General features: G+C 62.3%; 11 protein-coding genes. 5 read left to right on the top strand and 6 right to left on the bottom strand.

Annotated elements, in window-relative coordinates; genetic code table 11:
• Positions 1-206 precede the first annotated feature (206 nt).
• Positions 207-464 (top strand): hypothetical protein, encoded by a 258-nt coding sequence (locus BUE92_RS28400; RefSeq protein WP_178380667.1) that lies wholly within the window; start codon positions 207-209, stop codon positions 462-464.
• A 93-nt stretch (positions 465-557) separates the two neighbouring features.
• Positions 558-1,541 carry a GlxA family transcriptional regulator gene (locus tag BUE92_RS00520; protein WP_073521502.1) on the top strand — a complete coding sequence of 328 codons (984 nt, stop codon included), beginning with the start codon at positions 558-560 and terminating at the stop codon, positions 1,539-1,541.
• Positions 1,542-1,651: 110 nt separating this feature from the next.
• On the opposite strand, the gene BUE92_RS00515 is transcribed toward BUE92_RS00520, so the two are convergent.
• The 5 genes from BUE92_RS00515 to BUE92_RS00490 all read right to left on the bottom strand — a co-directional run bounded on the left by BUE92_RS00515 (position 1,652) and on the right by BUE92_RS00490 (position 8,157).
• The gene (locus BUE92_RS00515; protein WP_073521501.1) at positions 1,652-2,899 is read right to left on the bottom strand and encodes an NAD(P)/FAD-dependent oxidoreductase; all 1,248 of its coding nucleotides are present in this window, start codon (positions 2,897-2,899) and stop codon (positions 1,652-1,654) included.
• A gap of 2 nt (positions 2,900-2,901) precedes the next feature.
• Positions 2,902-4,473 carry an aldehyde dehydrogenase (NADP(+)) gene (locus BUE92_RS00510; RefSeq protein ID WP_073521500.1) on the bottom strand — a complete coding sequence of 524 codons (1,572 nt, stop codon included), beginning with the start codon at positions 4,471-4,473 and terminating at the stop codon, positions 2,902-2,904.
• A gap of 134 nt (positions 4,474-4,607) precedes the next feature.
• Positions 4,608-5,555, bottom strand: coding sequence for a dihydrodipicolinate synthase family protein (locus BUE92_RS00500; protein WP_073521498.1), 948 nt, complete (start codon positions 5,553-5,555; stop codon positions 4,608-4,610).
• A gap of 38 nt (positions 5,556-5,593) precedes the next feature.
• A complete protein-coding gene (locus BUE92_RS00495) occupies positions 5,594-6,520 on the bottom strand; it encodes a 4-hydroxyproline epimerase (protein ID WP_073521497.1) in 927 nt (308 codons plus the stop codon).
• Between the two features lie 11 nt (positions 6,521-6,531).
• Positions 6,532-8,157: an APC family permease gene (locus BUE92_RS00490; protein WP_073521496.1), complete on the bottom strand. Its 1,626-nt coding sequence runs from the start codon at positions 8,155-8,157 to the stop codon at positions 6,532-6,534.
• A gap of 187 nt (positions 8,158-8,344) precedes the next feature.
• Between BUE92_RS00490 and BUE92_RS00485 the strand changes: the two genes are divergently transcribed.
• Positions 8,345-9,133 (top strand): AraC family transcriptional regulator, encoded by a 789-nt coding sequence (locus BUE92_RS00485; protein ID WP_073521495.1) that lies wholly within the window; start codon positions 8,345-8,347, stop codon positions 9,131-9,133.
• Between the two features lie 185 nt (positions 9,134-9,318).
• The gene (treS, locus tag BUE92_RS00480; protein WP_073521494.1) at positions 9,319-11,382 is read left to right on the top strand and encodes a maltose alpha-D-glucosyltransferase; all 2,064 of its coding nucleotides are present in this window, start codon (positions 9,319-9,321) and stop codon (positions 11,380-11,382) included.
• A gap of 126 nt (positions 11,383-11,508) precedes the next feature.
• Here treS and BUE92_RS00475 read toward each other — a convergent pair whose 3' ends face one another.
• The gene (locus BUE92_RS00475) at positions 11,509-11,931 is read right to left on the bottom strand and encodes a glycine zipper domain-containing protein (RefSeq protein ID WP_073521493.1); all 423 of its coding nucleotides are present in this window, start codon (positions 11,929-11,931) and stop codon (positions 11,509-11,511) included.
• A 227-nt stretch (positions 11,932-12,158) separates the two neighbouring features.
• Here BUE92_RS00475 and BUE92_RS00470 point away from each other — a divergent pair, with 227 nt between their 5' ends.
• The gene (locus tag BUE92_RS00470) at positions 12,159-12,617 is read left to right on the top strand and encodes an Hsp20 family protein (protein ID WP_003191546.1); all 459 of its coding nucleotides are present in this window, start codon (positions 12,159-12,161) and stop codon (positions 12,615-12,617) included.
• The last annotated feature ends 161 nt before the right edge of the window (positions 12,618-12,778 follow it).

The raw sequence follows: 12,778 nt of genomic DNA, 5'->3' as shown, positions 1-12,778 counted from the left end.
CCGCCTTCGCGAGCAAGCCCGCTCCCACAGTTTGATCGCGGGGTGTCAGGTAGATAGATGTCGGCTGGCAGGCCGCCATCGCAGGCAAGCCAGCTCCCACAGTTGGATCGTGGGGCGTAAGGTAGATCTGCGTCGGGTATCAGGTCGTCACGGGAGCAAGCTCCCTCGCCACGATGCGGGCTTAGACCGGCGAGATGGTCGCCAACATGCCGATGCCAATGGTCAATACCAAAAAGCCGAACAGGAAAATTGCCATCTTGGTCATAAGGCCTCCGAGGGGAAGGGGACGACAGGAATGTCGGGATGGGGCTATTGTCCGCCTCACGCGGTTTTCAATACAGGCGCAGATCGAAAAGAAAAAACCGTATCAGATCATCGCGCAGCGCCTGGGCCGTGGCTTTTCAAGCGAACAGTTTTTATCAAGATCAGTGCAATGGCCGCTGCCAGCCTTGAGCGTCACCTGAGACAGGCACTGCATTTGCCCCTAAGATAGCGCCCACTGCACAACAATAAGCGTGGGCCGACCCTCGATGGAAAGACGCCAGTTCAGCGGTGGCATGCAAGGCAAGAACCTGCGCTACCTCAGTGATAATCCCCAGCAATCAACCTCGGTCACCGGTGTCGGTTTTTTGCTGCTCGAACACTTCTCCTTGCCGGCCTTTACCCAGACCCTCGACACGCTGGTGACCGCCAACCTGTTGCGCCCCGATCTGTTCGCCACACGGACCTTCGGCTGGGGTGAGGGCGAAGTGATCAGTGACCTGGGCCTGGTCATTCGCCCGGATGCGAACCTGGCGCTGGCGAGCTTGCAGGGCTTGGACCTGTTGGTGATCTGCGGTGGTTTTCGCACCGAACTCAAGGCCAGCGAGCCATTTATCCAATGGCTGCGCAGTGCGGGTGAAGCGGGCGTGCGCCTCGCCGGTTTGTGGAACGGCTCCTGGTTCCTCGGGCGTGCGGGGCTGCTGCAGGGTTACCGCTGTGCCATCCATCCCGAACATCGCCCGGCGCTGGCCGAAGTGTCCAAGGCGGCGCAGGTCACCAGCGAACCCTACGTGATCGACCGCGACCGCCTCACCGCGTCCAGCCCCTCGGGGGCTTTCCATATGGCCTTGGACTGGATCAAGAGCCTGCATGGCAAAGCCTTGGTCGAAGGCATCGAAGATATCCTGGCGTTCGAAGAGTCGCGCTACCGCCGCATCAAACCCACTGAAAATATGTGTGTCAGCGCGCCGCTGCGCGAGGTGGTGAAGCTGATGGACGCCAACCTCGAAGAGCCCCTGGAACTCGATCAACTCGCCGTCTACGCCGGCCGTTCCCGCCGCCAATTGGAGCGCCTGTTCAAAGAACAACTGGGTACCACGCCGCAGCGCTACTACATGGAACTGCGCGTCACTGAGGCGCGACGCCTGTTGCAGCACACCGAGTTATCCCAGGTGGATGTGCTGGTGGCGTGCGGGTTTGTCTCGCCGAGCCATTTCAGCAAATGCTACAGCGCGTATTTCGGCTATCGCCCCTCCAAGGAGAAGCGGTTGGTCAAGTAGCAGGTCGAGCCCAAGGCGATACAGACGCTGCGGTGCTTCAGGGGCTGCGCGGCGATCCCTTCGCAGCCTCGCTGGGGCTCGACAGCTCCCACATTTGGTTCTCGGTATTGTCAGAATCGCTCCAGGCGGTAGAGGTGCAATTGCGGCACCTGTTTACCCGCCGCAAGCTGGCCAACCCTCTCGGCCGTCACCGCCGCTTGTGTCAGCCCCAGATGCTGGTGACCAAATGCAAGCAGTACTTTGCCCTCGCATACCCGGTCAATGATCGGCAGCGAGTCGGGCAGGGAAGGGCGAAACCCCATCCAGGGCGTGGCTTCGCTGTCGCTCAAGTCGTGTCGCAACAGCCCTTTGCTCAACCGGTGCAACTGCCAGGCCCGTTGCATATTGGCCGGGCGGTCGAGGCCGGCGAATTCGACCGTGCCGGCCAGGCGCAGGCCACCGGCCATGGGCGTCATGATGAATTTGCGCTCCAGCGAAGTGACCGCGAAGGGCAGGCGCTGTTGTTCGTGGGGCAGCATCAGGTGGTAACCGCGTTCGGTGTCCAGTGGGACCTGCTTGCCAGTGAGTGCGGCGGTGAGTTTGGCCGAGTGGGCGCCGCAGGCAATCAGCACGTGCTGCGCTGTCAGTACGCCTTGGTCGGTCATCAGGGAAACGCCGCTACCCTCCAGGCGGCCGTCCAGAACGCGCTGCTGAAGAAATTGCACCCCCTCAGCCTTGGCCGCGTTCACCAGTTCGCCAACCACCGTGTACGGGTCCAGAAAGTGTCCGGTAGCGGGGAAGAACAAACCGCCTTGTATGGCGTCGCTCAGTTGCGGCGCAGCCTTGCGCACCGCATCGCCGCTCCAGAAGTCCACGGCGACGCCTTGCTGGGTCATGCGGTGCTGCAATGCATCCAGTGCAGGGCGGGATTCGGCACGCTCATACACCAATAGCGAACCGTCTTCACGCAGCAATTGCGCTTGCCCAATCGATTGCAGCAAGCGTTGCCACGCGCCCAGGCTGCCTTCGTTCAAGGCGCGAAGGCCTGCCACGGTGCGCTGGTAAGGCGCTGGCCGCAGGTTGAGCAACAGGCGGATAAACCAGGGCAGGGCGCGGGGCAGGTAGGTCCAGTCCAGGCGCAGCGGGCCCATGGGGTCCAGGAGCATGGCGGGCAAGCGCTTGAGGATCGACAGGTCGGCGATGGGAAACACCTGTTCCGTCGCCAGGTGGCCGGCGTTGCCGTAGGAGGCGCCCATGCCAGGCGCCTGCGCGTCGAGCACGACGACTCGCCGGCCTTGGCGTGCCAACTGCAAGGCGCAGGCGACGCCGATAATGCCGGCGCCGACCACCACGAGGTCTGCTTGATTGGGATCGGCCATGGTTATGCTTCTTGCTGGCCGTCGAGCAGCCGCCGCAGTTGCAGCGGGTTGTCGTGCTGCAGGGCGGTGGGCAGCAAGGCGTCCGGGAAGTCCTGGTAACACACAGGGCGCAGGAACCGCAGGATCGCCGCCGTGCCGACCGAGGTGCTGCGCGCATCCGAAGTCGCCGGGAAGGGCCCGCCATGCACCATGGCGTCGCACACTTCTACGCCGGTCGGCCAGCCGTTCACCAGCAGGCGCCCAGCCTTTCGCTCCAGTACCGGCAGCAATGCCCGGGCCTGTGGCAGGTCGTGGTCATCCATGTGCAGGGTGGCGGTGAGTTGGCCTTCCAGGCGCTCGCACAGCTCGCGCATTTGCTCGACATCGCAGCATTCCAACACCAGCGACGCGGCGCCGAATACTTCGGCTTGCAGGTGTTCGTTGTTCAGGAATGCCTCGGCCTGGGTCACGAACAGATGGGCCTGGCCCTGGTTCGGCCCGGTCGCTGGCAAGCCCTTGGCGGCGATCTTGGCGTGCTGGGCCAGGGTGGTCACGCCGGTTTCGTAGGCGCTGAAGATGCCCGGTATGAGCATGGTCTGGGACGGGCAACGCGAGAGACGCTCACTGGCGGACTGGACAAAACGGTCCAGAGCGGCGCCTTGCAGGGCGATCATCAGACCAGGGTTGGTACAGAACTGGCCGGCGCCTTGGGTCAACGATGCCACGAACCCTTCGGCCAAGGCTTCGCTCCGAGCTTCAAGCGCAGCAGGAAACAGGTACACCGGGTTGATCGAGCTCATTTCCGCGTACACCGGGATCGGCTCCGGGCGTGCCTGCGCCGCTTGGCACAGGGCAATGCCGCCACTGCGCGACCCCGTGAAGCCCACGGCCTTGATGCGCGGGTCGCGCACCAATGCGATACCCACCTCGTTACCCGCACCATAGAGCAGTGAAAACACACCCTCTGGTAAGCCACAATCTTTAACCGCCTGGGCGATGGCGCGGCCCACCAGCTCGCTGGTGCCGGGGTGCGCGTTATGCGCCTTGACGATCACCGGGCAACCGGCGGCAAGGGCCGATGCGGTATCGCCGCCCGCCACGGAGAAGGCCAGAGGGAAGTTGCTGGCACCGAACACGGCTACCGGGCCCAGGGCGATATGGCGCTGGCGCAGGTCGGCACGAGGCAGGGGTTGGCGCTGGGGCTGTGCGGTATCGACGCGCACATCGAGCCATTCGCCCAGGCGCACGGTGCGGGCAAAAGCACGCAGTTGCCCGCAGGTACGGCCGCGTTCACCTTGAATACGTGCGTGAGGCAAGCCGGTTTCGGCGCAGGCGCGTTCGATCAACTCATCACCCAAGGCTTCGATGTGGGTGGCGATGGTTTCAAGCAACGCGGCGCGGTCTGCCAAGGTGGTTTCGCGGTAAGCGTCGAACGCGGCCCACGCGAGTGCGCAGGCCTGATCGACGTGCTGCTCATCCCCGCCAGCGTAGGCGGGTTCCAGTGGGGTGTTGGTGGCGGGGTTGATCGCGCGGATCGCATCGCGATGGCCGCAAATGGATTGCTGACCGATCAGCATTTTGCCTGTCAGAGTCATGGTGACATCCTGGAAAACAAAAGAGGTGTTGTAGGAGCGAGCTTGCTCGCGAAAAACGTGCATACAACGCGTTCATTCAGGCTGAGCGCGTTATCGTTAACGACCTTCGCGAGCAAGCTCGCTCCTACAGAAAATCAAGCGACGTTCTGTTCGGCCGACCAGTTGGCATACCACTGGCGGAACAGCGCGTACTGCTGCTCGGCATAGCGGCGCTGGGCAGCGCTGAGCCCGTCGGTTTCGTTGAAGTGCAGGGCGTAACCCTGGTCGCCGTTGAGCACCATCAAATGCTTGTAATACAGCACCAGGTCGCAGCCTTCGTCGAACGACGACAACACCGCCAGCGCAGCTTCCAGCTCGCGGGCCTGGCGACGCGCCTTGGCATCGCCCTTGGCGGCTTTTTTGCTCAGCGCCACCAGTTGCAGCACCTCGCGCGGCAGTGCATTGCCGATGCCGGTAATGGCGCCGGTGGCGTTGCAGTTGACGAAGCCGTGTACCACTTGGGTATCGACGCCGACCATCAGGGTCACATCGTCATCCTGGGAGGTGATGTTTTCGGCGGCGTAGCGCAGGTCGGCAGCGCCGCCGAACTCCTTGAAGCCGATCAGGTTCGGGTGTTCGCGGCGCAGTTCAAAGAACAGGTCGGCGCGGGTGGCGAAACCGTAGTAGGGGCTGTTGTAGATCACCGCCGGCAGGTTGGGGGCGGCGTTGAGGATCGCCGCAAAGTGGGCCTTTTGCGCAGTGACCGAAGCACCCCGGGACAGCACGCGGGGAATCACCATCAAACCATGGGCGCCGACTTTGGCGGCATGGGCTGCGTGGGATACGGCTTCGCGGCTGTTCACCGCACCGGTGCCGACGATGGTCGGCACACCCGCAGCCACCAGGCGCGCCACGCCTTCCTGGCGCTGGGCCTCGGTGAGCAGCGGCCAGTCGCCCATGGAACCGCAATACACCACGGCGCTCATGCCGATGTCGATCAGTTCGCGGCCCTTGGCCACCAGGGCGTCGAAGTCCGGTTGGCGCTCGGCGGTGCAAGGGGTCATCAGGGCGGGCATGCAGCCGGTGAAGATGTTGTCGCTCATGGTGCTAACTCCGGTTTCAGTTGAATGAAATAATGGGCTCAGATGCCCCAGGCAAACGGGTCTTGTTCGTCGATCAGCAAGGTGCTGTCGGCGGTCATGTAGGCGCGGCCGGTGATGAATGGGCGAACGCGTTCGCCGTCCCACTCATAGCGACCGAGGAATTGGCTGCCGGTGATGCTGGCTTGTACCCAGGGTTCTCCTGCGGCCAGTTTTGCGTCGGCGGCCAGGCAGGCGAGCTTGGCGCTGGTGCCGGTGCCGCAGGGGGAGCGGTCATAGGCTTTGCCGGGGCACATCACGAAGTTGCGGCTGTCGGCGTGGGCGTCGTCGGCGAACAGTTCGATATGGTCGATCAGCGCACCGTCTGCACCACGGATGCCTTGGGCTTCGAGGGCCTTGAGCATGGCCCAGGTGAAGTCGGTCAGGGCCTCCACGTTATCCATCTGCAACTCATGGCCGTGGTCCGACACCAGGAAGAACCAGTTGCCGCCCCAGGCGATGTCGCCCAGCACCACGCCATGCCCGGGCACTTCAACCGGCACCTGCTCGCGATAGCGGTAGGCGGGCACATTGCGCAGGGTCACGCTGCCGTCCTCGTGCAAGGTGGCCGCGACCGGGCCGACCGGCGTGTCAAGGCTGTGCACGCCCGGTTGGATCAGCCCCAGGTGGTGCAACGAGGCAACCAGGCCGATGGTGCCGTGGCCGCACATACCGAGGTAGCCGGCGTTGTTGAAGAAAATCACCCCGCAGGTCGCCCCCGGCGTGACTGGCGCGCAGTACAGCGCGCCCACGAGCACATCGTTGCCCCGTGGCTCCAGCAGGCAGGCGCGGCGCCATTGATCGTGATGGGTGCGCAGGTGCTCCAGTTGGTCGGCGATCGTGTCGCCAACCAGCGCGGGGAAACCGCTCATGACCAGGCGTGTAGGTTCCCCGCCGGTGTGTGAGTCAATCACGTGCAGCCGTTTCATAGGGCGCTCCATCAGTGGGTAGTCGGGGACAGTGGGGCGCTGTAGTGCGCGTCGCTGACGGCTTCGCTTTCGTCCTCTTCCTGCTCCAGGCGCACCAAGTGGGCGGGCACGCCGGTGGCGGCGCCCCAGTAGTAAATGCCCAGGGCGCAGGCCGCCACCACCAGGGTGTCAAACGGGTGGCTGATCACACCGATACCGCCAAAACTGCCGAGTTTGGAGAGCAGGATGGTCACGGCGTAGAAGCCGATCAGCCAGGCCGAGGAGCGCACTTGTTGCTTGAGATTCAGGTGCGCGGTCGGCACCCAGCGTGCACACAGCAGGTACACCACAAACATCAGGATTTGCAGGCCCAGCAGCCAGGACACGGTGTTCCAGCCCGACCAGTACACAATCAGCGCAGCGATGATGAATGACAGCGGACCCAGCACCGCCATGCCCTTGACCCGAAACGGGCGCGCCATGTCGGGTGCATTGCGGCGCAGGGCGGCGACCGTCACCGGGGCCACGGCATAACTGAGGATCAGGGCGGCGGACACCACGTTGATCAGCGCTTCCCAGGACGGGAACGGCAAGGTCCAGAACACCGACAGGCCAAAGGTCAGCCACAGCGCCGGGCGCGGGATGCCGGACTTTTCATCGATGCGCGTGAAGATCTTGAAAAAGGTGCCGGTCTGCGCCCAGCCATACACCACGCGCGGGGTGGCGTTCATGTAGATGTTGCCGCAGCCGCTGGGGGAGATCACCGCATCGGCCACCACCAGGTAGGCCAGCCAGCCCACGCCCAGCGCCAGGGCGATATCGCGATAGGGCAGGGCCAGTTCCTTGCTGATGCCAGCCCAGCCATTGGCGAGCATTTCGGTAGGCACGCCGCCGAGGAACGCGGTTTGCAGCAGCACATAGATGGCCGTAGACAACAGTACCGAGAGGATCAAGGCGATGGGGATGGTGCGCTGTGGGTTTTTCACTTCGCTGGCCACCGAAATGATCGGCGTGAGCCCCAGGTAGGCAAAGATTACCCCGCCTGCCGACACGGCCATCTCGATGCCCGACAAGCCGAATGGCGCGAAGCCATGCACCTGGAAGTTCTCCGGCTTGAAGAAGGTGAACAGCACGCCGATCACCAGCAACGGCACGATGAACTTGAACACGCTCACCAGGTTATTGGCGATGGCAAAGGTCTTCACGCTGCGGTAATTGAGCACAAAGAACAGGCACAGCAAGGCAAATTGCACCAGCCAGCCCAGGGTGGTCGGGTCGCTGGAGCCGGCCTTGGTCAGCTCGGGAAACCAGGCTGCCGCATATTGGCGCGAGGCGACCACTTCAATCGCCACCAGGCTGGAAAACGCGATCAGCGTGATAAAGCCCATCAGGTAGCCCAGCAGCGGGCCATGGGAGTACACCGGATAGCGCACCACGCCGCCAGCGCGGGGCAGGGCGGCGCCCAGTTCGCAGTAGACAATGCCCAGCAGCAGCACGGCGAAACCACCGAGCAACCAGGAAAAAATCCCCGCAGGGCCTGCGATGGCAGACACGTGACTGGCGGCGAACAACCAACCCGAACCGAAGATGGCTCCCAACCCGATAAAGGTGAGGTCCATCAGTGACAGCTGTTTCTTGAACTTGCCTTGGCCTGACATAACGGCGCCTTCTTGTGAGTTATTGGATAGGCATGCGGTGGCGCTATCCTGAACCCATCAGCCAGGCTGACGATTGATGTTTTGCGCAGGGATGGATGACGAATTCAGCACAATTTGCCGCGCTCGACAGCGCTCGCCCCATGGCGCAATCTGCTGGCTGTCGACGAATAAAGGGGCTGAGAAAGTCATGTTGCAGAGCGCGTTCGCGAGCCTTTTCCAGGGCAGCCGCCCCCACAGCATCGAGCAACTATTGAGTGGGGTAGAGCAGTTGCTGCCGATGCTCGATGTACTCCCCAACGCCGCGATTTTCATCAAGGACATCGACGCTCGCTACGTGCTCGCCAACCGCACCCTGGTGCAACGCTGTGGCCTCAAGCAGCTGCAACCGCTGCTGGGCAAGACCAGCACCGAAGTGTTTCCCGCACAATTGGGCCCCGGCTATACCGAACAGGACCGGCGTGTGCTGACGCAGGGCCTGGTGTTGGAAGATCAACTCGAACTGCACCTCTACGGTACCCGCGAACCCGGCTGGTGCCTGACCCACAAGTGGCCGCTGTACAACCAGCTCGGCGCGATCATCGGCCTGGCGGGGATTTCGGTAGACCTGCAATCAGCCAGTGAAACCCACCCGGCCTATCAGCGTCTGGCGGCGGTGGACGAACACATCCGCAGCCACTTCAACCGCCGCGTCACCCTGGGTGAGTTGACCCGCATCGCCGGGATTTCCGTGGCGCAACTGGAGCGCTACTGCAAGCGCGTGTTTCACCTCACGCCTCGGCAGATGATCCAGAAAGTCCGGCTGGAACATGCCCGGCGGTTGTTGCATACCGAACTGCAGATTACCGAGGTGGCATTGCAATGTGGGTACACCGATCACAGTGCGTTTACCCGGCAGTTCAAGTCTTCAACCGGGTTCACCCCGAGGCAGTACCGGCAAGCGACGCAAGGCGGCAGCGCAGGTGAAAGTCTTATGTAGGAGCGAGCTTGCTCGCGAAAAACGTCAACGATAACGCGTGTTTCCTGAATGAACGCGGCGCCTGTGAGTTTTTCGCGAGCAAGCTCGCTCCTACAAGGTAAGCGCCCTATTGCAATGCAACGAATGCCGCCCACGCCCCTCATATGCTTACACCGACCCTTTTCACCACCACAGGTACCGAGCTTATGACCGCGGCGAACAACGACCATGTGAACTGGCTGGTGCAACATTCCATGCTCCACGCAGCGCGGCAGCGGGCCAAGCTCTATTCGGGGCAAGGCCGCCTGTGGCAGCAGCCTTATGCACAGACCCGGCCGCGTGACGCTTCAGCCTTGTCGTCGGTGTGGTTCACGGCCTATCCCGCCTCGATTGTCACCCGTGAAGGCGGCACGGTACTGGAAGCGCTGGGGGACGAAACCCTGTGGCATACCCTGTCCAAGATCGGCATCCAAGGCATTCACAACGGCCCGTTGAAGAAGTCCGGTGGTTTGTCTGGCACCGAGCACACCCCGACCATCGACGGTAATTTCGACCGCATCAGCTTTGACATCGACCCGCAACTGGGCACCGAGGCGCAACTGCAGGCCTTGACGCGCATGGCTGCCGCGCACAATGCGGTGATCATCGACGATGTGATTCCGTCGCACACCGGCAAGGGCGCGGACTTTCGCCTGGCAGAAATGGCCTATGAGGACTATCCCGGCCTGTACCACATGGTCGAAATCCGCGAGGAAGACTGGCCGTTGCTGCCCGAGGTGGCCGACGGGCGTGATGCGCAGAACCTCAGCCCATCGCAGGTAGACGCGCTGCGCGACAAGCACTACATCGTCGGCCAATTGCAGCGGGTGATTTTCTTCGAGCCCGGCGTCAAGGAAACTGACTGGAGCGCCACCCCGGTAGTGCTCGGCGTAGATGGCAAGCCGCGGCGCTGGGTGTACCTGCATTACTTCAAGGAAGGCCAGCCGTCGCTCAACTGGCTTGACCCTTCGTTTGCCGCGCAGCAGATGATCATTGGTGATGCGCTGCATGCCATTGATGTGATGGGCGCGAAAATCCTGCGCCTGGACGCCAACGGCTTTCTCGGCGTAGAGCGCAAGCTCGATGGCACGGCGTGGTCCGAAAGCCATCCGTTGTCGATCACCGGCAATCAGTTGCTTGGCGGCGCAATTCGCAAGGCGGGCGGTTTCAGTTTTCAGGAGCTCAACCTCACTGTGGATGACATCGCGTCCATGTCCCACGGCGGCGCCGACCTGTCCTATGACTTCATCACCCGCCCGGCTTACCAGCATGCATTGCTGATGGGCGACACCGAATTCCTGCGCCTGATGCTGCGCCAGATGCACAGCCTGGGCATCGACCCCGGCTCGCTGATTCACGCGCTCCAGAACCACGATGAACTGACCCTGGAGCTGGTGCACTTCTGGACGCTGCACGCCCATGACAGCTTCCTGTTCCAGGGCCAGACCTTTCCCGGCAACATCCTGCGCGAGCATATCCGCGAGCAGATGTATGAACGCCTGGCCGGTGAGCATGCGCCGTATAACCTCAAGTTCGTCACCAACGGCGTGTCTTGCACCACCGCCAGTATCATCACCGCAGCCCTGGGGATTCGTGACCTGGAGATGATTACCCCGACGGATATCCAGCAGATTCGCCAGATCCACTTGCTGTTGGTGATGTACAACGCCATGCAACCTGGGGTGTTTGCCTTGTCCGGCTGGGACCTGGTGGGCGCGCTGCCGTTGGCGGCCGAAGAAGTGGCGCACCTGATGGCCGATGGCGACACGCGCTGGATCCATCGTGGCGCCTACGACCTGGTAGACCTGAACCCCGACGCCGAGCTGTCGGCGGGGCAGATGCCGCGCTCAAAGAGCCTGTATGGCAGCCTGAACAGCCAACTGCAGGACCCGGAGTCCTTTGCCTCGCAACTGCAAAAAATCCTCGCCGTGCGTCGTGCCTACGACATTGCCGCCAGCCGCCAGATCCTGGTGCCGGACGTCGAGCATCCCGGCTTGCTGATCATGGTGCACGAACTACCGGCGGGTAAGGGCACGCAAATCACTGCGCTGAACTTTGGTGCTACGCCGATCACCGAAACCCTGCACCTGCCCAACATCGCACCGGGGCCGGTGGTGGATATCATCAATGAGCGTGTGGAAGGCGATTTGACCGAGGAGGGCGCGTTCACGATCACGCTGGACGCTTATGAAGGGCTGGCGTTGCGGGTGGTGAGCAGCACGCCGATGTAAGTCGCGTGTAGGAGCGAGCTTGCCCGCGAAAAACGTCAACGATAACGCGTGCTTCCTGGATAAACGCGGCGTCTGTGAGTTTTTCGCGAGCAAGCTCGCTCCTACAAGGCAAGCCGTGCTAGACGATCAGTGGTGCTTGTTCTTGTGCTTGTTGCCTTTGTGCTTGCCACCGCCTGAACGATGACCGCTCTCGTCATCGGCCAGGTTATTACCCAGCGCGCCACCGGCTGCGCCACCCACGCCGGCGCCGATGGTCGAACCGGTGGTGCCGCCCAGGCGGTTGCCAATCAGCGAACCGCCTGCCGAGCCCAAACCGCCGCCAATCGCCGCTTCGGTCTTGTTGCCCTTCTGCGCACCCACCGCACTCCCGGCTGCGCCCCCCACGCCGGCGCCGATGGCCGCACCGGTCGAGCCACCGAGCTGTTGGCCCACCACATTGCCCAACACACCGCCGACACCGCCTCCCAGCGCCGCCGTACCATCTCCAGCGGCCAAGGCCCCTTGGGAGATCAGGATGCCCAATGCCAGGGCCGGGAATGTCATTTTCATTTTTTTGTACCTCAAGGGCTGTCTCAGGCGCTCACGGGGTAAAGCACGCCTGGCATTTTGATTAGAGCACACGCCATGACACTTGGGCTTTGGTGATCGCCCCTTGCACAAGAAAATTTTTTTCCAGCCCTCTTGAATTCCTTTTGCGCGTCCATAAATTTTTGATCACGCGATGCCGAATCCGGGTCGCGTACTAAATCACTTGGAGAAACTCAGGAGATTTTAAAATGGCTACTACCCTGTCGTTGGCCCCACTGTTCCGTCAATCGGTGGGCTTTGATCGCTTCAATGACCTGTTCGAGTCGGCGCTGCGCAGCGAGGCTCCGAATTCCTATCCACCTCACAACGTGGAAAAGCACGGTGATGACGCGTACCGCATCGTGATCGCCGTCGCTGGCCTGACCGAGGAGGATCTGGATATCCAGGTCGAGAGGGGTGTATTGACGGTTTCCGGCGGAAAACGCGAAACCGACGATAAGGTCGCTTACCTGCACCAGGGCATTGCCCAACGTGCGTTCCGGTTGTCGTTCCGCTTGGCGGACCATATCGAAGTACGTGGCGCATCCCTGACCAACGGTTTGCTCAACATCGACCTGCTGCGTGAAGTGCCTGAAGAGGCCAAGCCAAAACGCATCATGATTGGTGGCGAGGCCAAACCCGAGCTGCGTCAGGTCAGCTTGCAATAAAACAATTGGCGGTAAAAAGGCGCTCTACGGAGCGCCTTTTTTGTGTGCGCCCAGCATGGGCGCAATCTTGTGGGTGAGAGTCCCGCCGTGAGCTGACCACAGCGAACGAAGTGAAGCGCAACTGCATGAGGGCGACCGAGTGTGGGGAGGAAGCGTGAATC

Origin of the sequence: Pseudomonas fluorescens, from assembly GCF_001902145.1 — a bacterium.
Taxonomy (GTDB): Bacteria; Pseudomonadota; Gammaproteobacteria; order Pseudomonadales; family Pseudomonadaceae; genus Aquipseudomonas; species Aquipseudomonas fluorescens_BV.
The sequence above is the reverse complement of the archived record's forward strand: the minus strand, read 5'-3'. Positions and strand labels throughout refer to the sequence as shown.

Bases quoted from the DNA above. Each gene is read 5' to 3' on its own strand.
- BUE92_RS00515 (WP_073521501.1), bottom strand. From the start codon at position 2,899: ATGGCCGATCCCAATCAAGCAGACCTCGTGGTGGTCGGCGCCGGCATT.
- BUE92_RS00510 (WP_073521500.1), bottom strand. From the start codon at position 4,473: ATGACTCTGACAGGCAAAATGCTGATCGGTCAGCAATCCATTTGCGGC.
- treS (WP_073521494.1), top strand. From the start codon at position 9,319: ATGACCGCGGCGAACAACGACCATGTGAACTGGCTGGTGCAACATTCC.
- BUE92_RS00470 (WP_003191546.1), top strand. From the start codon at position 12,159: ATGGCTACTACCCTGTCGTTGGCCCCACTGTTCCGTCAATCGGTGGGC.
- BUE92_RS00500 (WP_073521498.1), bottom strand. From the start codon at position 5,555: ATGAGCGACAACATCTTCACCGGCTGCATGCCCGCCCTGATGACCCCT.
- BUE92_RS00490 (WP_073521496.1), bottom strand. From the start codon at position 8,157: ATGTCAGGCCAAGGCAAGTTCAAGAAACAGCTGTCACTGATGGACCTC.
- BUE92_RS00495 (WP_073521497.1), bottom strand. From the start codon at position 6,520: ATGAAACGGCTGCACGTGATTGACTCACACACCGGCGGGGAACCTACA.
- BUE92_RS00475 (WP_073521493.1), bottom strand. From the start codon at position 11,931: ATGAAAATGACATTCCCGGCCCTGGCATTGGGCATCCTGATCTCCCAA.
- BUE92_RS00520 (WP_073521502.1), top strand. From the start codon at position 558: ATGCAAGGCAAGAACCTGCGCTACCTCAGTGATAATCCCCAGCAATCA.
- BUE92_RS28400 (WP_178380667.1), top strand. From the start codon at position 207: ATGCCGATGCCAATGGTCAATACCAAAAAGCCGAACAGGAAAATTGCC.
- BUE92_RS00485 (WP_073521495.1), top strand. From the start codon at position 8,345: ATGTTGCAGAGCGCGTTCGCGAGCCTTTTCCAGGGCAGCCGCCCCCAC.